The 20,813-nt window shown below is 60.2% G+C and carries 28 protein-coding genes; 27 read left to right on the forward strand and 1 reads right to left on the reverse strand.

Translation table 11 applies throughout. From position 1 onward, the window contains the following. The first annotated feature begins 28 nt into the window (after positions 1 to 28). From GMOLON4_RS00745 to GMOLON4_RS00755, 3 genes are all read left to right on the forward strand, one after another. Positions 29 to 169 (forward strand): hypothetical protein, encoded by a 141-nt coding sequence (locus GMOLON4_RS00745; RefSeq protein WP_181244098.1) that lies wholly within the window; start codon positions 29 to 31, stop codon positions 167 to 169. Then, a complete protein-coding gene (locus GMOLON4_RS00750) occupies positions 162 to 365 on the forward strand; it encodes a hypothetical protein (RefSeq protein WP_026937860.1) in 204 nt (67 codons plus the stop codon). The genes GMOLON4_RS00745 and GMOLON4_RS00750 overlap by 8 nt, the downstream gene beginning before the upstream one ends. A 111-nt stretch (positions 366 to 476) precedes the next feature. Beyond that, positions 477 to 620, forward strand: a complete 144-nt coding sequence (locus GMOLON4_RS00755) for a hypothetical protein (protein ID WP_156892071.1) — start codon at positions 477 to 479, stop codon at positions 618 to 620. A 256-nt stretch (positions 621 to 876) separates the two neighbouring features. On the opposite strand, the gene GMOLON4_RS00760 is transcribed toward GMOLON4_RS00755, so the two are convergent. Beyond that, positions 877 to 1,041: a hypothetical protein gene (locus GMOLON4_RS00760; RefSeq protein WP_156892070.1), complete on the reverse strand. Its 165-nt coding sequence runs from the start codon at positions 1,039 to 1,041 to the stop codon at positions 877 to 879. 137 nt (positions 1,042 to 1,178) lie between these two features. Between GMOLON4_RS00760 and GMOLON4_RS00765 the strand changes: the two genes are divergently transcribed. The 24 genes from GMOLON4_RS00765 to GMOLON4_RS00875 all read left to right on the forward strand — a co-directional run bounded on the left by GMOLON4_RS00765 (position 1,179) and on the right by GMOLON4_RS00875 (position 20,810). After that, complete coding sequence (locus GMOLON4_RS00765; RefSeq protein WP_265415385.1) at positions 1,179 to 1,481, forward strand: HNH endonuclease; 303 nt, start codon at positions 1,179 to 1,181, stop codon at positions 1,479 to 1,481. Continuing rightward, a complete protein-coding gene (locus GMOLON4_RS00770) occupies positions 1,478 to 2,131 on the forward strand; it encodes a hypothetical protein (protein ID WP_146137456.1) in 654 nt (217 codons plus the stop codon). Before GMOLON4_RS00765 ends, GMOLON4_RS00770 begins: the two co-directional genes overlap by 4 nt. Continuing rightward, a complete protein-coding gene (locus GMOLON4_RS00775) occupies positions 2,128 to 2,334 on the forward strand; it encodes a hypothetical protein (protein WP_106486597.1) in 207 nt (68 codons plus the stop codon). Before GMOLON4_RS00770 ends, GMOLON4_RS00775 begins: the two co-directional genes overlap by 4 nt. A gap of 415 nt (positions 2,335 to 2,749) precedes the next feature. Further along, entirely contained in the window at positions 2,750 to 2,953 is a 204-nt protein-coding gene (locus tag GMOLON4_RS00780) for a hypothetical protein (RefSeq protein ID WP_026937850.1), read from the forward strand. 52 nt (positions 2,954 to 3,005) lie between these two features. Beyond that, positions 3,006 to 4,460: a hypothetical protein gene (locus GMOLON4_RS00785; RefSeq protein ID WP_026937849.1), complete on the forward strand. Its 1,455-nt coding sequence runs from the start codon at positions 3,006 to 3,008 to the stop codon at positions 4,458 to 4,460. A gap of 14 nt (positions 4,461 to 4,474) precedes the next feature. Continuing rightward, on the forward strand, positions 4,475 to 5,752 hold the full coding sequence (locus GMOLON4_RS00790) for a phage portal protein family protein (protein ID WP_265415386.1): 1,278 nt from the start codon (positions 4,475 to 4,477) through the stop codon (positions 5,750 to 5,752). Next, the gene (locus tag GMOLON4_RS00795; RefSeq protein ID WP_106486775.1) at positions 5,749 to 6,912 is read left to right on the forward strand and encodes a head maturation protease, ClpP-related; all 1,164 of its coding nucleotides are present in this window, start codon (positions 5,749 to 5,751) and stop codon (positions 6,910 to 6,912) included. Before GMOLON4_RS00790 ends, GMOLON4_RS00795 begins: the two co-directional genes overlap by 4 nt. Before the next feature lie 2 nt (positions 6,913 to 6,914). Beyond that, entirely contained in the window at positions 6,915 to 7,277 is a 363-nt protein-coding gene (locus tag GMOLON4_RS00800) for a capsid cement protein (RefSeq protein WP_106486774.1), read from the forward strand. Positions 7,278 to 7,289: 12 nt separating this feature from the next. After that, positions 7,290 to 8,222, forward strand: a complete 933-nt coding sequence (locus tag GMOLON4_RS00805; RefSeq protein ID WP_265415387.1) for a phage major capsid protein — start codon at positions 7,290 to 7,292, stop codon at positions 8,220 to 8,222. Continuing rightward, the gene (locus GMOLON4_RS00810) at positions 8,222 to 8,503 is read left to right on the forward strand and encodes a hypothetical protein (RefSeq protein WP_106486736.1); all 282 of its coding nucleotides are present in this window, start codon (positions 8,222 to 8,224) and stop codon (positions 8,501 to 8,503) included. Before GMOLON4_RS00805 ends, GMOLON4_RS00810 begins: the two co-directional genes overlap by 1 nt. A 13-nt stretch (positions 8,504 to 8,516) precedes the next feature. Beyond that, positions 8,517 to 8,864 carry a hypothetical protein gene (locus GMOLON4_RS00815; protein WP_106486737.1) on the forward strand — a complete coding sequence of 116 codons (348 nt, stop codon included), beginning with the start codon at positions 8,517 to 8,519 and terminating at the stop codon, positions 8,862 to 8,864. Between the two features lie 23 nt (positions 8,865 to 8,887). After that, positions 8,888 to 9,211, forward strand: coding sequence for a hypothetical protein (locus GMOLON4_RS00820; RefSeq protein ID WP_146137583.1), 324 nt, complete (start codon positions 8,888 to 8,890; stop codon positions 9,209 to 9,211). Then, positions 9,211 to 9,480: an HK97 gp10 family phage protein gene (locus tag GMOLON4_RS16350; protein WP_169516550.1), complete on the forward strand. Its 270-nt coding sequence runs from the start codon at positions 9,211 to 9,213 to the stop codon at positions 9,478 to 9,480. Before GMOLON4_RS00820 ends, GMOLON4_RS16350 begins: the two co-directional genes overlap by 1 nt. Positions 9,481 to 9,608: 128 nt before the next feature. Further along, positions 9,609 to 9,893 carry a hypothetical protein gene (locus GMOLON4_RS00825; RefSeq protein WP_211222718.1) on the forward strand — a complete coding sequence of 95 codons (285 nt, stop codon included), beginning with the start codon at positions 9,609 to 9,611 and terminating at the stop codon, positions 9,891 to 9,893. Positions 9,894 to 9,920: 27 nt separating this feature from the next. Beyond that, positions 9,921 to 10,511, forward strand: coding sequence for a hypothetical protein (locus GMOLON4_RS00830; RefSeq protein ID WP_026937856.1), 591 nt, complete (start codon positions 9,921 to 9,923; stop codon positions 10,509 to 10,511). 59 nt (positions 10,512 to 10,570) lie between these two features. Then, on the forward strand, positions 10,571 to 10,924 hold the full coding sequence (locus GMOLON4_RS00835) for a hypothetical protein (protein WP_026937857.1): 354 nt from the start codon (positions 10,571 to 10,573) through the stop codon (positions 10,922 to 10,924). 20 nt (positions 10,925 to 10,944) lie between these two features. Then, positions 10,945 to 11,280 carry a hypothetical protein gene (locus tag GMOLON4_RS00840; RefSeq protein ID WP_146137584.1) on the forward strand — a complete coding sequence of 112 codons (336 nt, stop codon included), beginning with the start codon at positions 10,945 to 10,947 and terminating at the stop codon, positions 11,278 to 11,280. A 51-nt stretch (positions 11,281 to 11,331) separates the two neighbouring features. Continuing rightward, positions 11,332 to 14,355 (forward strand): hypothetical protein, encoded by a 3,024-nt coding sequence (locus GMOLON4_RS00845; RefSeq protein WP_265415388.1) that lies wholly within the window; start codon positions 11,332 to 11,334, stop codon positions 14,353 to 14,355. Next, positions 14,352 to 15,134 carry a phage tail family protein gene (locus tag GMOLON4_RS00850; RefSeq protein WP_265415389.1) on the forward strand — a complete coding sequence of 261 codons (783 nt, stop codon included), beginning with the start codon at positions 14,352 to 14,354 and terminating at the stop codon, positions 15,132 to 15,134. The genes GMOLON4_RS00845 and GMOLON4_RS00850 overlap by 4 nt, the downstream gene beginning before the upstream one ends. 10 nt (positions 15,135 to 15,144) lie before the next feature. Beyond that, positions 15,145 to 16,278 (forward strand): hypothetical protein, encoded by a 1,134-nt coding sequence (locus tag GMOLON4_RS00855; RefSeq protein ID WP_265415390.1) that lies wholly within the window; start codon positions 15,145 to 15,147, stop codon positions 16,276 to 16,278. Then, the gene (locus tag GMOLON4_RS16295; RefSeq protein WP_106486767.1) at positions 16,278 to 17,327 is read left to right on the forward strand and encodes a M23 family metallopeptidase; all 1,050 of its coding nucleotides are present in this window, start codon (positions 16,278 to 16,280) and stop codon (positions 17,325 to 17,327) included. Before GMOLON4_RS00855 ends, GMOLON4_RS16295 begins: the two co-directional genes overlap by 1 nt. Positions 17,328 to 17,505: 178 nt before the next feature. Next, a complete protein-coding gene (locus tag GMOLON4_RS00865; RefSeq protein WP_146137592.1) occupies positions 17,506 to 17,847 on the forward strand; it encodes a hypothetical protein in 342 nt (113 codons plus the stop codon). Further along, positions 17,844 to 19,232, forward strand: coding sequence for an SGNH/GDSL hydrolase family protein (locus GMOLON4_RS00870; RefSeq protein ID WP_265415391.1), 1,389 nt, complete (start codon positions 17,844 to 17,846; stop codon positions 19,230 to 19,232). The genes GMOLON4_RS00865 and GMOLON4_RS00870 overlap by 4 nt, the downstream gene beginning before the upstream one ends. 132 nt (positions 19,233 to 19,364) lie before the next feature. Continuing rightward, entirely contained in the window at positions 19,365 to 20,810 is a 1,446-nt protein-coding gene (locus tag GMOLON4_RS00875; protein WP_265415392.1) for a peptidoglycan-binding protein, read from the forward strand. The last annotated feature ends 3 nt before the right edge of the window (positions 20,811 to 20,813 follow it).

Raw genomic sequence — 20,813 nt, forward strand, 5'->3', positions numbered from 1 at the left:
GATGAAGGATCGAGCAGGGAGACGGCGGGTGAGGCGTGCGGAGCAGTTCGGTTGGAAGCTCGTCGCGTTCACGGAGGCCGCAATCGGGGCGAGCCTCTCGGTCCAGCAGCTAGCGCTATCGATGGCCGCATTCCAGGCCGCATACGAAAGGAGCCACGAGCGTGACTGAGCGTGTTATCTGGGAGGCATCGAGTCTGCCGTACCTCGTGCAGGAGCGGCGGTTGATTCCGACGCGGCTGGCGCGGCCGAAATATGACATCGAATGGGAGACCGTCGCGCGGTTCCAGTTCGAGAAGCTCGCAGAGGACGACGCGATCAGCAGGGCGAAAAGCGGGGCGTATACGAGAGTCATCCGAGAGGAATAGCTGGGACAATAGACGCGGGAGGTCACAGTGTCAGAAACGCTCACCACACGACAGGCCGCCAGGCGAGTCAACCGGCACATCCGCACAATCCACCGATGGCGATCAGAAGGCATGGAAGTCGACTTCGACAAGGTAGGTCACATGCACGTCGACCTCGACGAACTACTCGACTGGTACCGCCACAAGACCGTCGCGAATCCCGTACACAAATACCGACTCCGAAAAAAGATTCAGAGTATGGAGTTGACACCCTAGCGTTGTCAACCCGAATATAAGAATCGGCACCAAAGACAAGCGCCCCGGCACTCACGTGCACGGGGCGTTCGTCGTTTTCGGGGTTACTGATCTCGGTGGAGCGACTTAGCCAACTCCTCAACCGCATTCGCTAGGTTGCCGAGGGCACGAGCCATCTCCTTCTCGTAATCCGACTCGGCATACACCTCAGACTGAATTGCCTGAGCATGAGCACGTCCTGCAAGTTCACTCACCCGCGTGTACGACACGATTCCCCCTAGCTCTGCTTAACCGTGACACTTGGCGACGCAGTTCCCGACGCGAGCGCATACGCCTCAGCGAGCGCGCGTAAAGCCGGGACGCCGTTGTAGCCATGCTCCTTCGACTCATACCCAGCAAGCTCCACCTTCGCTGCGGCGTGTATCGCTTTGTACAAAGTCACGGCAGCATCCCTCTGCGCATCGAACACATCTCTATTACTCGGTGCAGTACTCACTGCGCTCCTTCCTGCCACCGACCTTCGGCAGCACTCGCATCATCACACGAGCCTGCGACATTGACTCGAAACCGGACCAGATCATGACCCGTGAAATTCGCAACGGCAAAGGCCACCGAGCCTACCGACGCAAACAAGCAGCGTTGAAACGCCGCACAGCACGCGAAAACCTCCCCTGCGGATGGGGCTCAGACTTCGGCTGCGGGCAACCAATCGACACCACACTGCCGTGGAAGGACAGGTTGGCGTTCACCGCCGACCATCCAGTAGCGCTCGCCAACGGTGGGCACCTCGTCAAACAAGACCTAGTGCCGTTCCACCGCGGATGCAATTCGCGCAAGGGCGACGCGGAAGAACTCGACATCGAACTATGGGGGGCAACATGAACAAGTACATCGTCTACACCGAAACAGGCGAGGTCCGGGCGGAAGCGTCGACGCATTCAATCCACGACGGTCACCTACACCTCGAAGACGACAATGGCACCACGGCACTATTTGCCGCATACAGCTGGACACACTTCGTCGTCCAGCGCGAGCGGACAGTTAGCGGCATCCAGGAGAGAGTGAAGAAACTCGAAGTCAACCTGCCAGCAGTGGCCGACACGATCGACTTCGGCACCCTGACGATCCGCGAGGGTGGCAGCGTAAAGGTTGCGCGGAGCGATGAAATCCGCGAAACACTGGCTGCGCCGCTATCAGGCAACATCAACACCACCGGGCAATTCAAACACGCCGTTGAAATCGCATCCAACGGCCACACAGTTGCCGTCACCGGGGACGGGTACCTCCATGGTTTCAGCGACGCCATTGCCGAAGCCAAAGCGGCTGGCCTTGAAATCGCAGTGAACCGAGCTAATGGGGAGAGAGAGATCCGTTTCCACGGCGGCGGGCGCATCCTATTCCGACCAGCCAGCGAGTTCCGAGGCGTCACCGTCGAAGTGGCATACCTCATCGGTAAGTGGGACCAGGACGTTGCAGACACGATAGCCCCATGCTTCGGCAACAGGCCTAAGCGAATCGGAGTCCTGCTATGAGCACCATCGGAACACTCACGGCCACCATCCTCGTCAAGGTCGGAGACCAGACCACCGATGTCGGTTCGATCACAACCGACATCGACGGCACGCTCACCGAACACGACAGTGGGTACGCCGTGCGGGCAGAAGTCAAACGATACCGCTGGCGACTCGCACGCCTCTTCCTCACCGCCGCATGGGCCGCGGTCACCTCAAAGTAGGGGTCGAGCGCGAAAAGCCGCGCGACGAGCGCGAGAGGCCGCGCGAAGTCGGTCGGAGGCTCGAGAGGGTCGAAAAAATCCAGAAACCTTGATCCGATGCCAGTCTCCCGCTCGCTGTCTGGCATCTCTCTCTCCCGGCTTTTTGAAGAATCTGCGCAATTTGCGCGGCGCGTGAATTGGGGTCAATTCGATGGCACGTCAAAAGGCTCCCTGCGGCACGTATTCGGCCTACCGTCGTCATCGGCGGGAGGGGTCGGAGCCGTGCGCGGCGTGTGTCCGCGCGAAGAATAAGCACAATGCGAGCCGGTCGGTTTCGGCGTCTGCGCGGGAGCGTTCGGAGCCGGTTGTTCGGGCTCAAGAGTCGGTTCCGGTTGAGGTCAATTCGTTTGATCGTCATGCCGAGTTGCTGCGGACGTTGGAGCTTGTTGATACGGCGATTGATGCGGCGATTGATGACGATCCGGTGAAGCTTGCGCCGTTGATTCGTGAGCGGCGCGAGTTGATTGCTGAGCTTGGCCCGGTTGAGGTTGTCGAGGAGGTTGACCCGTTCGATGAGTTCCTCGCTGGAGAAGGAAATGTTGTTCGGTTCGACTCGGCCAAGGGTCGAGAAGCGTCCTAAGGCGGCGGGGTCTCATGCGGATCGCGCGCTTCGTTTTCTTGATGCGTGCGGGTTGACGCTTGACGAGTGGCAGCGGTATGTCGTGTCGGCGCTTGTTGAGGTTGATGATGAGGGTCGTTGGGCGTCGTCGGAGTTTGGCCTGCTGGTGGCTCGGCAGAACGGTAAGGGTGAGATCTTGCTTGCCTACGATTTACTGCACCTGTTCATGTTTCCGCGCGCGGACAAGAAGCGTAAAACGATCTTGCATTCTGCGCATGAGGTGAAGACTGCCGTGGATGCGTTTGAGCGTCTGGCGGGCGTTGTCGAGTCGGTGCCGCAACTTATGAGCCGCGTGGACAATATTTATACGGCGAACGGCAAAGAGGGTATTGTCCTGAAGCGTCGTGAGGGTCAGCGCAATGGCGACCGGCTGCGGTTTATTGCTCGGACGAAGAAGTCTGGGCGTGGTTTTACGGCTGATATTCGGATTGACGATGAGGCTCAGGAAGAGTCGTTGCAGGCGAATAACGCTTTGGCGTATACGCAGTCGCAGATCACGAATCCTCAGGCGTTGTTCACTGGGACTGTGCCTGAGGATGGCGTGAATGATTCCGAGGTGTGGGAGGCGTTGCGGGATCGTGGCCGCAAGGGTATCGGTGCGCGCACGGGCTGGATGGAGTGGTCGCCGGAAGGGTCGGATGATCCAGACATTGCGGATGCGATCGAGCCTGGTGATCTTGACGCGCTTGTCGAGTCGAATCCGTCACTTGGCTGGCGGATGCCGATCGAGACGGTGATTGATCAGCTCGAGCGGGCAAACACTGACCCGGACGGGTACTTGCGCGAGCGGTTTTCTGTGTGGCCGAACCGTCGCCCTGTTGAGGCGCAAGCGTTGTCTGAACTGGATCTTGACCGGTGGCGGGATAGTGAAGAGCCTGACGCGTCTCTTGGGGATGTTTCGGTGATTGCGATTGCTGCGGCTCGGAACGCGGCGTATTGCTCAGTGTCGGCCGCGTCGAGGTTCGACGATGACACGATCTTTGTTGAGCACGTTCGTACTGATCGCGGAACGATGTGGGTCGCGGAGTTCGTGAAGTCGTTGAAGGCGGATCTTGGCGATGCGCTTGTGGTGCTCGACTCAAAGAACGCGGCGATGATCCTTGTCGATCTTGAGCGCGCCGGGGTGAAGTTCCTTTCGATGGATATGAACGAGGTTGCTGCGGCGCATGCGATGTTCGTTGAGGGCGCGAATCTTGGCCTGATTGTCCATCGTGGGCAGGAAGAGCTCACGCAGTCGTTGTCGTCTGCGACGACTCGGAAGATTGGGCAGGCGGGGATGACGTGGGATGCGTCCGATCCAAAGGTGCCGGTGTCTCATGCGCAGTCTGTGACGTGGGCTGCGTGGGGTTTGCGGAAGCAGGAGGCAAGGCCGAAGCGTGAGCCTGCCCCACCGCCGCCGAAGCCTGCTGTGTTGACTCGCGATTCTGTCGCTCGGGATGAAACGAATTTGAACCATGTGAGGTTCTAGAAGAGGGGTCTGTCTTGGTTGAGATTGGTTACCAGTCGGGCTCTGGCGTGAGCGGTTGGGGTGCGCTTGCTGCGGAGACGCATGAGACGAATCCTGATTTGCAGTGGCCGAATTCGATTGACGTGTTTGATCGGATGCGGCGCGAGGATACGCAGGTCAAGTCTGTTCTTCGTGCGGTGACGTTGCCGATTATGCGTACCGAGTGGGTGATCGACGGGACGGGTTGCCGGCCGGAGGTTGTGGAGCATGTTGCGCGTGATCTTGGTCTGAAGGTGAAAGGTGAGGCGTTCCAGGCTCCTGTTCGCTCGAAGGGTCGGTTTTCGTTTCAGGAGTTTCTTCGTCTTGCATTGCTCGAGCTGGTGTATGGGCACTCGTTTTTCGAGCAGGTGTATGACCAGTCGGATGGCGAGACGCACCTGCGGAAATTGGCTTGGCGTCCGCCGCGGACGATTGCGGATATTGAGACTGCCCCTGACGGTGGTCTTGTCGCGATCAAGCAGTTTGGGGCGAACGGCAAAGACGATGTTGTGATTCCGGTTGACCGGCTTGTGGTGTTCACGAATGAGCGTGAGGGCGCGAACTGGCTCGGTGAATCGCTATTGCGTTCGGCGTACAAGATGTGGGTGTTGAAGGATCGTGTCTTACGCATCCAGGCACTCACGGCGGAACGTAACGGCCTCGGTATGCCGGTGGCGACGTCTGCACCTCCTCCTGAGGATGCGTCGTTTGACGAGCTGAAGGCGTGGATGGATGAGCAGATCGCGGCGAATCTTGAGCTGGTGAAGAACGCTCGAGCGGGTGAGTCTGCTGGTGCGTCGATCGCGAATGGCGCGAAGTTCGAGTTCGTTGGGGTGTCGGGTGATCTGCCTGATACGGATAAGCCGATTCGGTATTACGACGAGCAGATTGCTCGTGGTGTGCTGGCGCACTTCTTGAACCTTGGTACTGAGACGGGTTCTTGGGCTTTGGGGTCGACGTTCGCGAATTTCTTCACGGACTCGTTGAATGCGGTGGCGCAGCATATTGCTGAGGTCACGAATCAGCATGTGATCGAAGATCTTGTGGATCTTGCTTTCTCGGAGGATGAGCCCGCGCCGAAGCTAGTTCCTGCGGCGATTGGTGAGCAACAGCCGGTGACGGCGGAGTCGATTCGCGCGCTCGTGGATTGCGGCGCGATTGAGGTTGATGAGCGTCTTGAGGCGTGGCTGCGTGAACGTTTTGGCGCGCCGGTGAAAGACAGCGCCACAACGAGAGTGAGACCTGCACAAGTGAGAGCCGAGGGGGCTGCATGAATGAGAAATCGCGGCCTTGGTTCCGCATTGAGATGAAGGCTGAAGTTGAGGATGCTCCGGCGTCGGCTGATGTGTATATCTATGACGAGATTGGCGAGTCCTGGTGGGGCGGCGTGTCCCCGAAGGCGTTGATTGATGAGATCCAGGCGCTCGAGGTCGATGACCTGAATGTCTACGTCAATAGCCCTGGTGGTGCGGCGTGGGATGGGATCGCGATCATGAATGCGCTTCGTCGGCATAAGGCGAAGGTGCATGTGACGGTTGATGCTCTTGCGGCGTCGGCGGCGTCGATGATCGCGATGGCGGGCGACCGGATCACGATGAATCGTGGCGCGCAGTTGATGATTCACGACGCGTCGGGTTTCGCGATGGGTAACGCGCAGACGATGGACGAGACTGCGCAGGTGCTCAACAAACTGTCTGACAGCTATGCGGACGCGTATGCGGCGCGCGCTGGTGGCTCGCGTGAGCATTGGCGTGAGCTGATGCAGGCGGAGACCTGGTATACGGCGGAGGAGGCTGTTGAGGCTGGCCTGGCTGATGACTGGGTGGATGCCGAGCCTGAGGCTACCGCGGCGTTTGATCTGTCGCGTTTCAAGTTTCGAGGTCGAGCGATGGCCCCAGCGCCGGTGCTCGCCCGAATAGACCTCTCGGCCAACCGGTCGGGTGAAAGTTCCGCCGAGGCGGACGTACAGAAGGAGGGCCTTGTGGCTTATCTGGACGATGTAATCGAAGCTCTCGGCATGGACGAGGGCACGACTGAGGAAGAGACGATCACTGAGATTAACCGTCTGGTGGATCTTGCGACGACTCCTGTAGAGCCGGAGTCGAAGCTCCCTGCTGGTGTGCAGGCTGTGGACGCGAATGTGTTCGCGCAGCTCCAGGCTGATGCTGCTGCTGGCCGTGAGGCGCTCGAGGCGCAGGCTGAGGCTCGCCGGGAGGGCATCGTGAAGGCCGCGATGGCTGATGGCCGCATCACTGCCGCATCGAAGGCCACTTGGCTTTCGGCGCTCGAGAAGGACGAAGAGGGCGCGAAGGCGCTCATCGAATCGTTCCCGAAGAACACTATTCCGGTGGCTGAAATTGGCCACTCGGACGACATTCAGACCGCCGAGGACGCGCTCCTTGACCGGTTCAACGGCAAGACTCAGGAGGTCTAGAAATGGCTGACTACATCCCCAAGTTTCCCGCTGGCGCGGTCGTGACGCTCACTACGTCGGCAGATGTTACCGGCGGTCACGTTGTCGAGCTTTCGGCGGCTGGCACGGTCGCTCACGCTGCGGCTGATTCGGCGAAGGTCGTCGGTGTTGCTGCGCGTGACTCGAAGTCGGGCGAGCAGGTCGCTGTTTTCGTCGGCAAGGGCACTGTCCACCGTCTTGTTGCGTCGGCTGCAATTGCTGCGGGCGCGAAGGTCATCACCGCCACTGGCGGGAAGGTCGCGACCATCGGCGCTGGCACTAATCCTGTCGGCCTCGCACTCACCGCGGCGACTAACGCCGATGACGTCATTGAAGTTCTGGTCTAGGAGGATCGAAAAATGGGCTACACATACCCTGTGCGTCACCAGACTGGGACGCTTACTACGGAGCAGCTTCACCTGCTGCTGAAGAATCCGCGGCTGATTGCGCGTCAGGTTGCGTCGCTCACGAACGAGAAGTTCCTCGCGGACTATCTCCTGAGCGGCCGCTATGACGCTGCTGGTGGCGGGGTCTACTACGAGACCGAGACTGGTGACCTGTACACGGGCACTGACCCGGAGGCGATTGAGCCTGCTGGTGACTACCCGCTGATTCAGCTTGACGAGGGTGTGCCGTCTGCGGCGCGCACTGTGAAGTTCGGTCAGGGCTCGGTCATCACGGATGAGAAGATCAGCCGCGAGGGCAATCAGTATGTGCAGAAGGCGCTCATGCGTGTCGGTAACCAGATGGTTCGCTACGTCGACACGGTTGCGTGGGGCGTTATCGCGTCGCGTGTCTCGTCGACCTCGGCTGCGACCTCAGATGGCGTTGGCGCGTGGACTACCGCGGGTAACGTGCTCGGGCACCTCATGACGGTTCGTGAGGCTCGCGCCGAGCTCGCTACGGGTCTTGACCTGGACACTGTGGTGCTGCCGTCTGCGAAGTGGGCGAAGCTTGTCGGCATGCTTGTCGACGACGGCGCTCTTCCTCGCGAGCAGGGCAATATCGCTCTCTCGGGCACTGCACCGGTGAGCGCGTTCGGTATGACGTGGCTCACGTCGCCGCACATCACCGGCACGGACCCGTGGCTTTTCGACACTGCGCAGCTTGGCGGTATGGCGGACGAGAAGCTTCTCTCGGAGGAGTTCGCGGCTGCTGGACAGACCGGTGTGGAGGCGTCGACTACTCGTATCTCGGATAACGACTCGTACCTTGTGCGTGGTCGCCGCGTCACGGTGCCGATTGTCACTGAACCTCAGGCTGGCGTGAAGCTCACCGGGACGGGGCTGTAATGGCTGACGTGAAGCCCGGTGAGGGTACTTATGCGGTGACTGCTGCGGTGGCCGTGGTGCGCCTGCTGGACGGCTCGGAGCGTTACGTGTACCGAAACGGTCGTTTCGATGCGGCTGGCGCTGACGCGGCGAGCGTCGCGCACCTCGAGTCGGTTGGTCTCGTGCGCAAGGAGCCCGTCCCGGTCGAAGAGGCGGAGACTACCGAGACTCCTAAGGAGCCAGAGAAGTCCGAAGCGCCTGAGGATCCGAAGCCAGCGACTCGATCGCGCACGACGAAGTAAGGGGTAAGGGGCGATGATTCTTCCAATCGAGATTGGCGAGGATGATGATCTTGCTCGCGAGATTCTTGTGATCGGTCGAGTCATTGCCCCTTGCATCTCGTCGCTTGAGGGTGAGGGTCGAGCGGATGCGCTCGCGATCCTCAAGCGGGTCTATAAGGACACTCGTACTCGTGGGCAGCGGTTCGTGAAGTCGCAGTCGATTGGTCCGGCGAGGGTGGATTACACGGATGTGCAGTCCATGTTTGACGGCGCTCCGACGATGGCCCTGCGGGCGCTGTGCGGCGGATCTAGTGTCGGTGGGCTGTCCAAGGGGAGCTTCCCGAAGGATCGCCCTGTGGGCAAGATTTGGCCGGAGGAATGATGGATTTTCCGTTCGGTAGGTCTGTGACGAGACTTCGGGCTGGGGTGCAGGTTGACCCGTATTCGGGTGAGGAAACGTTCTCGGATTGGTCTAACCCGTCCTCGCTCGTGATCGAGGGCGCGTTTGTCGCGCACACGTCTACTTCGATGCTTGCCACGGCGACTCGCGAGCAGGCGCTTGAAGCGAAGTCGCTGTTTTGTGGCGAGGCGGATATTCGTAAGGGTGACCGCATTGTCGACGGTGACTATACGTACACGATTGACGGGATTCCCCCGGCTGCGGACACGAACCCGTTCACAAATTGGACGCCGCCGCGGGAGATCCCGTTGACGAGATACGAGGGATGATGGCGAAGAACTACGTCAATAGTCCGGGGTTCATTGAATCCTTGTATGACGATCCTGGTTTGAACGCTGAGCTGCAAGCCGCGGCTGAACGTGTCGCGGCGAGGGTTCGCGCTACTGCGCCTGTCGGGGATAGTGGCGAGTACAAGGGTTCAATCCATGTCGAGAAGTCCCCTCGAGGGGGTAGGCCGGTCTATCGTGTGGTTGCTGACGCACCTCACGCGATGCTGGTCGAGTCTCGCACCGGGAATCTTGCTCGGGGCGTCCGATGACCTATATACGCCCGGATATCGAATTGTGGTTGACCGGGTATCTGCGGGGGAAGTTCCCGCACTGCACGGTCACGAATAAAGAGCCGCCTGAGCTTGGGCGGCTCTTGCCGTTAACGAAGCCTTTGATCGTGGTGCGGGACGATTCCGGGCCGCGGCTGGATTTCATGCTGTTTCAGAACGCGGTCGGCGTCTCTGTGCTTGCTGGCACGAAGGCGAACGACAAGCCCGCGAATGACCTTGCTCGTGAGGTTGCCGCGGCCCTGTTCGATGACGGGATTACCGGTATCGGGCAGTCACCTGTCACTCGGGTTGAGTGGGACGGATGCAACGGACCGTATGCCGTTGATGAATCAAGTGATGTTGCTCGCCGCTATATGACGGTCGAGTACGTAACCGCGGCTGTCGGCTATTAGACAGCCCTATTTTGGATGGAGTAAATAATGGCCGACGTAGATTTTGATGTTGAGAAGGCGAAGGTCTACCAGACCGGGCTTGCGTTTATCAACCGGTCACCGAGCGCGACTCTCCTTAGTGAGAGTGAAATGAAGGCGATGGTCGGCAGTGACGGCAAGATCACTCCACCTACAGGATACGAAAGCCTAGGGCTGTGGGCGAAGGATAGCGGCCCGGAGTTCGCGCGAGAAGCTGGCGATAGCACCGAGTTCTATCAGCCCGGTTTCGAGCTCGTGGGCGAGGTGTCGCGCACCGTGGGCCTGACGCTCGCGGAGGATCGCGAGATCGTGCAGTGGCTTGACCACGGCAAGACTCCGGGCGCCGAAGGTGCGGTTACTGTAGGCGGTGCTAATGGCGAACGATTCCCACTACTGCTGATTATGAAGCGGCGCGATGGCCTGATTGACGCGACAAACGGGTTTGCCCGCGTGCAAGAGTTCGCGCCTGGATCGGCGGAGCGCGGGACGCTCGAAACATCGGTATCAACGTTCAAGTGGTCTGCTGCCGACGAGCTTGGCGGCGACCTCTATCGGCGCGTGCCGATCGTTCCAGCTGTTCCGACTCCGCCGGCTGGCTAGTCGTGTTGTTGAGGGGCAGGTGACCGCCTGCCCCTTTTTCGTTGTATTGAGAGGGAATTGTGACCAGCACTGATCTGGATAAGTTTTTTGAGGGCGCTTTCGATGAAGAGGAAGCGCTTGCGGAGATTGCCGAGAATCCCGGCATTGAGACTCGGTTTAGCCGCGATTTTTTCGCGGCCGAGTTCGAGGACGGCACTCGTATCGGTGTTCCGTTGAAGCTCACTCGCGAGCTTTACGCGGATGTGACCGAGCGGTTCGATGACCCGTTCGACCAGCTCGAGGCGCTGCTCATTGCTCTCGGGCTTGAGGATGAGCTTGGCAAGATCCCTGATGACATTCGCCTGCAAGCCGTATTCGTTGAACGCTATTTCGATGCGCTCACGAAGGTGCAGAACGCTTCACTGGGGAAATAGCGTACGTCGCCAACGTCAGCTTGGAGCATCCGGCCGCGTTTGCGGCGACGATGCGCAAGTACGGGGTTTCCCCGGGTGATATTGGCGACGGTGTGACGTTCGGTGAGGCATATGACCTTGTGGTTGCGGCGATGGGCGACACGGCCACGCCACTCTATGCGGCCGTGCAGGGGTGGGCTTTCCCGGCGTCGTTCCCTGAGTTGGTGCAGTTGGCGTCGTCGGCTGGGTCGCCTGATGCGGCGAGGAAGCTGATGCCGTGGACGTTGGGGGCGGAGAACCGTCGCCGTGAGGCGTTGTCGGTGTCTACGGCTGAACGGGCTGAGGCGTTGGCGGAGTTGCAGGCAATGTTTGCGTAGGGGCTGAGAGGCCCCTTTTTTGCGCTCTGAGCGCGGAAGGTGGTGTCTCTCGTGAAGCAAGTCGGCGCGGGTTTCGTGATGGTCACGCCCCGTTTCAGCGGTTTCCGCAAGGCGGTCGCTGCCGAGTCCACCGCCGCGGGCCGCGAGGGTGGCCGCAACTTGCAGTCCTCGATGGGCGGGGCCGGTCGGTCGGCTGGGTCGAAGCTCGGTAAGGACATGAAGTCGGCGTTTTCGTCGGCGTCGGCTGGGCTCGGTGGTACGTCGCTCAAGACGCTTACTCGTGAGGTGCAGTCGGCGCAGGACAAGCTGACGGCGGCGCGGTTGAAGCAGCAGGACGCTGCGGGGACCGTGCGGACGGCTGAGGCGAAGCTAGCTGAGGTTATCCGTAAGTCGGGTGAGGATTCGGCGGCTGCGGTTGCTGCGAGCGAGAAGCTCGAGTCGGCTCGTCGTAAAGAGAAGGTCGCGGCTGACAATTTGGCGACGGCTTCGACGAAGCTGAAGGATGCCCAGTCGGCGGTGAAGGACGCGTCGAAGGATGCCGGGGATTCTGCCGCTAGCTCGGTGACTGGGTTCGACCGCCTGAAGGACGCTGCTGGGAATGCTCTTACGGGCATCGGGGATAAGGCTGGCAGTGCCGGTAAAGCCATCCTGGATGGTATCGGTGCTGGTATCCAGGCGGCGTCTCAGATGGCCGCTGCGGGGCTTGCAGCGCTCGCTACGCAGGCTGTTGCGATCACGAAGTCTGCCGTGTCGGAGTATGCGACGTGGGAGCAGGTCACTGGCGGTATCGACACGCTGTTCAAGGATGCATCGGGAACCGTGCAGGGGTTTGCAGACGAGGCGTTCCAGACCGCGGGTGTGTCCGCGAATGAGTACATGACGCAGGTCACGTCTTTCTCGGCGTCGCTGATTTCGTCGCTTGATGGTGACACGACTGCTGCTGCGGGTGCCGCGAATCAGGCGATGATCGACATGTCGGACAACGCCAACAAAATGGGTACCGACATTGCTTCGATTCAGAACACGTATCAGGGGTTCGCGAAGCAGAACTACACGATGCTTGACAACCTCAAGCTGGGGTATGGCGGCACGAAGCAGGAGATGGAGCGCCTGCTTGAGGATGCCGCGAAACTGTCGGGTGTCGAGTACAACATTGACTCGTTTGCGGATGTGACTGAGGCGATTCACGTTGTGCAGACGGAGCTTGGGATCACTGGGACGACTGCCGAGGAGGCGGCGTCCACGATCGAGGGTTCCGTTGGCGCGATGAAGGCATCGTGGTCGAACTGGCTCACCGAGTTGGGTAAGACCGATGGTGATGTTGAGGGGATGACGGACAATCTTGTCCAGTCGGTTGGCACGGCGCTGAGCAACATTGTTCCGCGTGTGGGGCAGATCCTTCAGAGTCTCGTGCAGTCGATCCCATCGTTCCTGTCGAGCATCGTCACGATTCTTCCGCAACCGTTCCAGGATGGTCTTGACAAGATCAGTGAGTCGGTTGGCGGGTTGGATAATCTGCTCGGCCCATTGGGCGCTTCGTTTGGTGCGATTGGTGCGATTGGTCTCGTGCCGTTGCTGTCGAAGCTGCCGATTGTGGGGAGCCTGTTTTCTGGGCTCGCGACGAAGCTGCCGATTGTGGGGAGCCTGTTTTCTGGGCTCGCGACGAAGCTGCCGTTGCTGACGAATCCGTTGTTTATTGCGGCGGCAGGTCTTGGCGCTTTTGCTGCGGCTGGTGGGGATTTCGGGCAGATCGGTGACCTCGTGTCGGGGTTTGTTGACACGATCGTTTCAGCCCTGCCGGGTGTGATTGATGCGATTGTGTCGGCAATCCCTGAGCTGGTGGACGGCATTCTGTCGGCGGTGCCTCAGCTGCTGGAGGCGGCGACGCAGATCGTGCAAGCGCTGATTGACGGCATCGTTGTTGCGGTGCCGCTGCTGGTTGAGGGTGCGGTGACGCTGGTCACGGGGCTGCTGGATGCGATCGTGGCGAATCTGCCGATGATCATCCAAGCTGCGCTGACGCTCGTCACGACACTGCTGCAAGGAATCATCCAAGCACTACCGGTGCTGATTCAGGCTGGCATTTCACTGCTGATGGGGCTGATTCAGGGCATCATCGAAAACCTTCCGATGATTATCGAGGCGGCACTGTCGCTGATCAATGGCCTACTGACGGCGATTGTCGAGAACCTGCCGCTCATCATCCAGGCTGGTATTGATCTGCTGATGGCGCTCGTCACCGGTCTGATTGATGCGCTGCCGATGCTGCTCGATGGCGCGCTGCAGTTGCTTATTGGGCTGGTGACGGCGATCACGGAAAACCTTCCGTTAATTATCGAGGCCGGTATTTCGCTGATCATGTCGCTGATCCTCGGCATCATCGGGGCGCTGCCTGACCTGATCACGTCGGCGGTGGGCATGATTTCGACGATTGTTGAAACGCTGCTCGAAAACCTGCCGATGATTATCGAGGCGGCGATTCAGATCATCCTCGCGATCGTGGAGGGTCTTGTTGTCGCGATCCCTGACCTGATTGCGGCGATTCCTCAGATCATTGAGGCGATCTGGAACGCGATTACTGAGGTCGACTGGCTCGAACTCGGAAAGACCATCATCCAAGGACTGATCGACGGTATCGCGTCGATGGTGTCGGGCGTGGGTGACGCAATCGGCGGTGTTGTGGATGAGATCTCGTCGTGGCTGCCTCAGTCCCCGGCGAAGAAGGGCCCGTTCTCGGGCCGTGGTTGGACTCCGCACCGTGGTAAGTCGCTCGTTGAGGGGTTCGCGGATGGCATGCGGGATTCGCAATCTGACGTTGAGTCCGCTGCTGACCAGCTTGCTCGCGGTGCGGTGATTGACCCGCAACAGTATGCGTCGGATGCGGCGAATGCTGTTGAGGCGCGTGCGCGGATGGCGGTTGATGCGTCGTTTGCTGCTGCACCTCAGCAGACGGCCACGGCGGTCATGGAGCGGCCTGCGGTCGGTGACGTGCGTATCACGATCAACGCGACGGATGGTCAGTCTGCGCGGGATATTGCGCTTGAGGTTGACAAGATTCTGAGGGGTGGCTTGTGAGTCAGATCTATGTGGAGATGGATGGGCTCACGGTGTGGGGTCGCGGGAAGGCGACTCCACATGACCTTTCAGGGTTCGGTATCAAGCGGAACGGGCTCGAGCAGTTTGACGATTCTGCGAGCCGTTCGGGCGAGGTCGCGAAGCGCGATGTTGGTGACGGCTCCTATTGGGGTGATTCCTCGCTTGATGGGATTGTCCGCACGTTGCAGGGTGTCGCGCACGCGCCGACTCATCGTGAGCTGGAGGCGATGCACGACCGGCTGATGGCGTTGAACGCCTCGTCTGCGTACCGGCCGCTCACGTACCGGTCGGAGCGTGGCTACCGGTATGCGATGGCTCGCGTTGAGGGCGCTGTCACGTGGCTGCATGACCGGTGGATCAACAAGCCTCGCGCAGAGTTCACGATTGCTTTCCGATGTGCGGATGCGCATTGGAATGGTGAGTCGCGAAAGTACACGCTCACTCCTGGGCAGACGGTCACGGTTGAGAATCGCGGCACTCTCCCCGCTTGGCCGATGGTAGACGTTCGCGGCCCGCTCGGGGTGAACTGGGGTCTCGGTGTCGGCTCGTCCCGGCTGTATGTCGATCGTGCGGTTGGATCTGGCGAGACGGTGACAGTCGATCATGAAAACGGCTGGGTCAAGTCGTCGTCTTCGGGGTTCATTACCGAGGGCATCAGCGGGTACGAGTCGAATCTTGCGCCTGGCGTTGGCACGGTCACCTTCACCGGGTCGGGTTCGGGCTCGGCGACGGTGACGTTTACTGACCGGTTCGTGTAGGGGGGGTTTGATGGTTGAGCGCATTGTCCCCGTGCATACGGTGACTGGGGAGCGGATCTTCACGAAGATCGGCGGCACGGTCGGTTCGTGGACTACTTCACTCACGACGCCGGGGACTGGGTCGGTGACGATCTACGCGCGGGATCAGAAACGCAAGCTCGACTTCGAGTCGGTGCGCTTGCTGCGGCGTACCGCCGCGACAACGATCGTCATCGAAGAAGTCAAGCACGAAGTGTTTTCCGGGCCGGGGCATATCCAATATGCCGGGTATGTGACGGACTCGGAGTGGGACGACTCCACGGGAATGCTGTCGCTGAATCTCGTGGAGATCAAGAAGCTCGGCGATAAACGTCAAATGTGGGTGCCTGGTGAGGGCGGCGCGAACGAGCTTACGATCACGGGTGCGTCCATGTATCGGATCGTGCGTGAGGTGCTGTGGCGGGCGTTTGGTCGCGAGATTGGCACCAGGTATGCGTTGCCGTTCTTGTGGCCGGAGGAGAAGCCTGGGCAGCTCACATATGAATTGTTTCGGTACCACTACAAGAGCCTCACTCAGGTCATGTCTGATCTTGATGCTACGGGCGGCCCGGACTGGAACCTTCGCCCGCGGTGGGTCGGTGGCCTACTGAAGTGGGATGTGCATATTGGTTCGCCCACGTTCGACTGGGGCGAGGTGCGGATGCGTGCAGCGACGCCCGAAAATCCTGTCCGCACTCCCGTATCGAAGCTGAAAGAGCTACAGGATGGTTCGGAGCAAGCATCTGACGTGTGGGTGATCGGCGCTGGCTCTGAGGCTTCCATGCGCGTTGGCTGGGCTGGGCCGGACCAGCTGCCGATGATCGAGGGCGTTCCGCGGCAGATCGTCACAGAGTCGCACAAGCACGTGGACGTCAATACACAGTTGAATCAGATCGCGTTGACAACACTGTTGGACAGTCGGGGGCCCCGCCGTCAGTTCTCGTTTGAGCTGCAGTTTGAGCAGGGCGGCTGGCTTACGCCGGACATGGTGCGTATCGGGATGCGGATCAGGTTGGCGCATCCGGGCTCGGAGGGTATCTCTCGCGGCGAATATCTGCTGTATGTGCTGTCGGTTTCGCGTGCCGGTAAGGGCCGGGTCCGAGTGGAGACGCAGGAGGTCGAGTAATGGCGCGCTGGCGGAATTTGAAAGACCCGGCGATCCCGGACACGAATCGGCGTGTGCGCGACCTCGAAGCTGGCTCGCCGATCGGCTTTAGCTCTGTGGAGCGTGGCGGGCTGCGAATCGCGTCAGATCAGGGTCTGCTCATCGAAGGTCAAGGGCTCGTGACGGGGCTGTTCGATGTTACGGGCACGCTGTCGGGGTCGGGCACGCTCGACTGGTCGGGTACGTCGAAGTTCACTGGGCAGACGAATGTTGTCGGCCCGCTCGACGTGTCGGGGCTGTCGGACTTCACGGGCAACATGGGCATATCCGGCGACATGGACGTGTCTGGTGACGCGGACTTCACGGGTGCAGTTCACGCGCGGAGCTTCGTTGTCGAAGGCTCGGACTCGTATGTGCAGATGGGTGAGTCTGGATTCGCGCTCATGAATGGCAGTCTTTCGGGTGGTGGTGCGACGTTCGCCATCACGCTGAATAAGAACGGCGTGTCGTTCAATGAGGGCACGATCAAGATGGGTGCGCTCGAGCTTGCAGCGAGCGCAAACAACTACCACGTCCTCGTGCTGAACGAAGCCGATAACAAGGTGTACCTCGGGCCAACCGTTGGTGGTATTGGTACCGGGCCGGGGCCGATCAACCCTGGCGACCCGGAGGCCACTGGCCTGATCACGCCGTTCCCGTGGTCGACGGTGACAAGCGAGTTCGGGCCGCGTGAATCACCGGGCGGGATCGGGTCAACCGACCACTTGGGAATCGACTACGGCTGGTATCCCGCCGTGAACGGCGCACCTATCCCAGCATCGGGAGCTGGCACGGTCGATTTCGCTGGCTGGGCTGGTGGCTACGGCAACGCAGTCCAGATCGATCACGGCGACGGGATTAAGACCTACTACGCCCACCAGTCGAGCATCATCGTTAGTGCCGGGCAGACGGTGAATCAAGGCCAGACGATCGGCTATATCGGCTCTACCGGAAACTCGACGGGGCCGCACCTGCACTTCGAAGTGATCGTGAATGGTGTGCCGCAAAACCCGCGTAACTGGGTAACCTAAGCGATATCTCGCTCATCCCCTAAATCACTCCATCAGGGGTGGTTTTTCTCGTTAAGGAGACTCTTTTGGTTGTCTATTCCGGTTATGTTGCGACTCCGGCGAATGAGGTGCATCCGACGTCGCTCAAGCCTCGGTTGGAGGTGCGTTTGTTGGAGGCGTGTCACCACGGGGGACGCTCGTGAATACGGATACGAAGCTTGTGGATGTCACGTCGTCGGGTGCGTATTCGGTGGATTTGATTCCTAGCGATCAGTTGCGTTCGCGGTCGGGTGCGCTCGCCCTGTATGAGGTGGTTGAGTCGTGGTTTGGTGAGGGCGGTCAGCCGGTGAAACGGTCGGATTGGGGCACGTTCTTTCTCACCTCGTCGGGAGGTTCGTTGTCTGATCATGCGACGCTCCCGGCAACAGTCGGGGGCGTGTTCGTGGTCGAGACTGCGGCGGAGATTCCCGAGACGCTGAAAACGGGCGACATCGTAATTATCACCTCGACGGGGGAAATCATGCAGGAGGTAGCGGAATGACACTCGTAACTATTGGGATGCTGCCGGTTGCAACGGTGGCGTGGGTCGCGAGCCAACTGTCTACTTCAACGGCTGCGCGGAACGCGGTGGATGCGCGTATTCGTGTCCAGGCTGAGGGCATGGTGGGTGATGTGATCGCGTCGAATCCTGAGGTGACTCAGGCGGTGATTGACGGTATTAATGACGATCCGCTGCTGCTTGGTGAGTTGTCGTATTACAAGGGTCAGGCGACGGCAGATAGCCTCGATTCTCTGCCGGGTGGTACGCATTGGATCTCTACCGCAAAGGCGACCGAAATGGGCCTCCCAGCCGCGGGCTCGTTACTGCTCGTCAACCGGGATAGTTCATACAAAACAGCGGTTCTCGTCGCGCTGAACCCGACTCGGGTTTGGGCTGCGGATCGTAACGGCGCCGCTGGATGGTCCATCTTCAGTGAAGTCACATCTCGTGTTCGGCAACTCACCACTGAGAATCTGGATACGCTCACGACAACCGGAAGTTTTTACCAGAACTCGCCAACGTTTGCGACAAGCGAACGCAACTACCCGTTCCCAACGATGTGCACCATCGACGTGAAACCTTGGTCTGCAAACAATGCTCACGTCACTCAGGTCGCGATCCCGGACGCGACGGGCTACAGCGCGTTCGCGATCCGCTCACTGCTACAGGGGACCTGGTCAGACTGGGACCACTACTTTTCGGACGCGGCGAATGCCCAGAAATATGCGTTGAAGAGTGAGCTCTCGGGTCGTGTCAGCGTATGGGCTGGTGGATCATTCATCGTGCTTGGTGATTCGGTCATGGCGAATGGCGCGGCCGCGCTCAATGCTGTCCGTGACGAACTTGGGTTTTCCTCGGTTGAGAACGCAGCAGTAGCGGGCCGCCCCATGTCGGATGGTTCCGCAAACGGTGTCGGGACAGTAACGACTGCTCTGACGAAAAGCTTTGTTGGTCATGACCTTGCGATTGTCGCGGCGGGCACTAATGATTTCCGGCTGGACATGCCGGTCGGAACGCTCGGGCAAATCGGTGACGCATCGTTCGATCGAGCTACGTTCTTGGGCGCCTACCGCACAACGATCGAGCACATTCTGACTCAGAACCCGACTATCCGCATCATGCTTTCCACACCGCTGCAGCGCGATAACGCGTCGTATGACGTGAACCACGTCAACGCGGTGGGGCACAAGCTTTTGGATTATGTCGACGCGGTGAAGGAGGTAGGCGGCCTGTACGGCCTCCCGGTGTACGACGCGTACGCGAACTCGGGGTTCACAAAACTCACTCTGGCCACGCTCACCTCGGATGGTCTCCACCCGAACGCGGCTGGGTATGAGCGTCTCGCATCAGCATTCTCTGGGTTCCTCTGGACGGTAGGGAGTTAGCCGAGTAAGGCGCAACTTCGCGCACAACCTGATCCACGAGATTTCCAGCCGCCTCTACCGGGGTGGATTTTTCTCCGCCCTTTCGCCAATACCGGTGGGGGGCTTTTTTATGCCCAAAAGGAGGGCAAAGAAATGGCTTACGAGTACACGAATATTGACGGTCACCGGGTCGAGGTGAACGTTGCAAAAGCGTTCCGCGAGATGGCCGCAGATTTCCAGAAGGCGACCGGCTATTCCCTGCATGTCTCGGATGGGACGCGCACGTGGGATGAGCAGCTCGACTTCTGGGAGGACTACCAGGCAGGCAAGGGGAACCTTGCACTGCATCCGTCGTCACCGTTGGCGTACCACGTGGAGACGAATCCTTCTGGCCCTCGAGCTCTCGACATTCATGACAGTGGGGATGACGCGGGCGTGACCGTCGCCGGGAATGTCCGCTCGCACTGGATCAAGGCGAACGCGTCGAAGTACGGTTTCGATCCTGCTGGGTATGGGTTCTCGCAGGTGGAGCCGTGGCACATCGAGTACCGCGGACAGATCGGCGGGAAGGTCGATACACCGAAGCCCTCGGCGGCGCAGGTGCTTGAAGCTGGCGGGCTGGTCAACTCGACCATCATCGTGAAGGCTGCGTCTGCGGTCGGCCTGGATCTCGCGATCGCGGCCGCGGTAATTCAGAAAGAGTCCGGCGGTCGCAACGTGTTCGGTCACGACGCGGGCGGCGCGTATCACGGCGGCGGCGAGGTCACCGAAGCGAAATACAAAGACTTCATCAAGCAGGTGCGAGGCGGCAAGACATCGAACGGCGTCGGCCCTGCACAGATCACGTGGCCAGCGTTCTTCGATGAGATGGAGAAGGCTGGACTCAAGCCGTGGGTGCCGCTGGACAACATGAAGTACGGCTTCCGGTTGATGGTGGATTACCTCGGCGGTAAGACCACTGACGCGGCGATCCGTAACGCTGGCAAGCGCTACAACGGCAACGCTTCGTACGGTGACGACTTGCTCGTGAAGGTCAAGGAGTGGCGTCAGCGACTCGCGGGCCGGAACGTTTCGTCGGCGCCCGCGCAGGGCGACGAGCGCATGGCGTCGCGCCAGCGGTTCCTCAGGCACGACCGCGGCGAAGACATCACTGTGGACGGTTGGGACGGTCCCGAGACTCAGGCTGCGGTGAAGCGCTACCAGACGTTCCTTGGCGTGACCGCGGACGGTATTTGGGGCGACGCGACCGAGGCTGCGCACCTGGTGTTCAAGCAGACCGGGAAGAGTCCGAAGGTGTCGAGCTCGAATCCGTTCGGCATCGTGAACGTTGAGGGCTTGCAGAAGATCGCGGCGCTCTACGGCTACACGGGCCGGATCGACAACATTTGGGGATCGGGTTCAGCTGCGGGGTTCGCGAAGTTCCTGCGAGGAAATCACGGCTACCCGGCGAACCAGAACGACGTGCTCGGCCCGGTCATGTGGGCCGCTATCGCCCGCTGGCTGCGTGGCCGTTGGGGCTACGTCGGGAATGATGTTCCCGGCCCGGTGATGCGTGCCGCGCTCACGAAGGCGAACGACGCGAACAAGCGGGAACTGTAGGGC

It is taken from the genome of Gulosibacter molinativorax (assembly GCF_003010915.2).
GTDB classification, from domain to species: Bacteria; Actinomycetota; Actinomycetes; order Actinomycetales; family Microbacteriaceae; genus Gulosibacter; species Gulosibacter molinativorax.

Bases quoted from the DNA above. Each gene is read 5' to 3' on its own strand.
- GMOLON4_RS00755 (WP_156892071.1), top strand. From the start codon at position 477: ATGGAAGTCGACTTCGACAAGGTAGGTCACATGCACGTCGACCTCGAC.
- GMOLON4_RS00765 (WP_265415385.1), top strand. From the start codon at position 1,179: ATGACCCGTGAAATTCGCAACGGCAAAGGCCACCGAGCCTACCGACGC.
- GMOLON4_RS00770 (WP_146137456.1), top strand. From the start codon at position 1,478: ATGAACAAGTACATCGTCTACACCGAAACAGGCGAGGTCCGGGCGGAA.
- GMOLON4_RS00775 (WP_106486597.1), top strand. From the start codon at position 2,128: ATGAGCACCATCGGAACACTCACGGCCACCATCCTCGTCAAGGTCGGA.
- GMOLON4_RS00795 (WP_106486775.1), top strand. From the start codon at position 5,749: ATGAATGAGAAATCGCGGCCTTGGTTCCGCATTGAGATGAAGGCTGAA.
- GMOLON4_RS00800 (WP_106486774.1), top strand. From the start codon at position 6,915: ATGGCTGACTACATCCCCAAGTTTCCCGCTGGCGCGGTCGTGACGCTC.
- GMOLON4_RS00805 (WP_265415387.1), top strand. From the start codon at position 7,290: ATGGGCTACACATACCCTGTGCGTCACCAGACTGGGACGCTTACTACG.
- GMOLON4_RS00810 (WP_106486736.1), top strand. From the start codon at position 8,222: ATGGCTGACGTGAAGCCCGGTGAGGGTACTTATGCGGTGACTGCTGCG.
- GMOLON4_RS00815 (WP_106486737.1), top strand. From the start codon at position 8,517: ATGATTCTTCCAATCGAGATTGGCGAGGATGATGATCTTGCTCGCGAG.
- GMOLON4_RS16350 (WP_169516550.1), top strand. From the start codon at position 9,211: ATGGCGAAGAACTACGTCAATAGTCCGGGGTTCATTGAATCCTTGTAT.
- GMOLON4_RS00830 (WP_026937856.1), top strand. From the start codon at position 9,921: ATGGCCGACGTAGATTTTGATGTTGAGAAGGCGAAGGTCTACCAGACC.
- GMOLON4_RS00855 (WP_265415390.1), top strand. From the start codon at position 15,145: ATGGTTGAGCGCATTGTCCCCGTGCATACGGTGACTGGGGAGCGGATC.
- GMOLON4_RS16295 (WP_106486767.1), top strand. From the start codon at position 16,278: ATGGCGCGCTGGCGGAATTTGAAAGACCCGGCGATCCCGGACACGAAT.
- GMOLON4_RS00870 (WP_265415391.1), top strand. From the start codon at position 17,844: ATGACACTCGTAACTATTGGGATGCTGCCGGTTGCAACGGTGGCGTGG.
- GMOLON4_RS00875 (WP_265415392.1), top strand. From the start codon at position 19,365: ATGGCTTACGAGTACACGAATATTGACGGTCACCGGGTCGAGGTGAAC.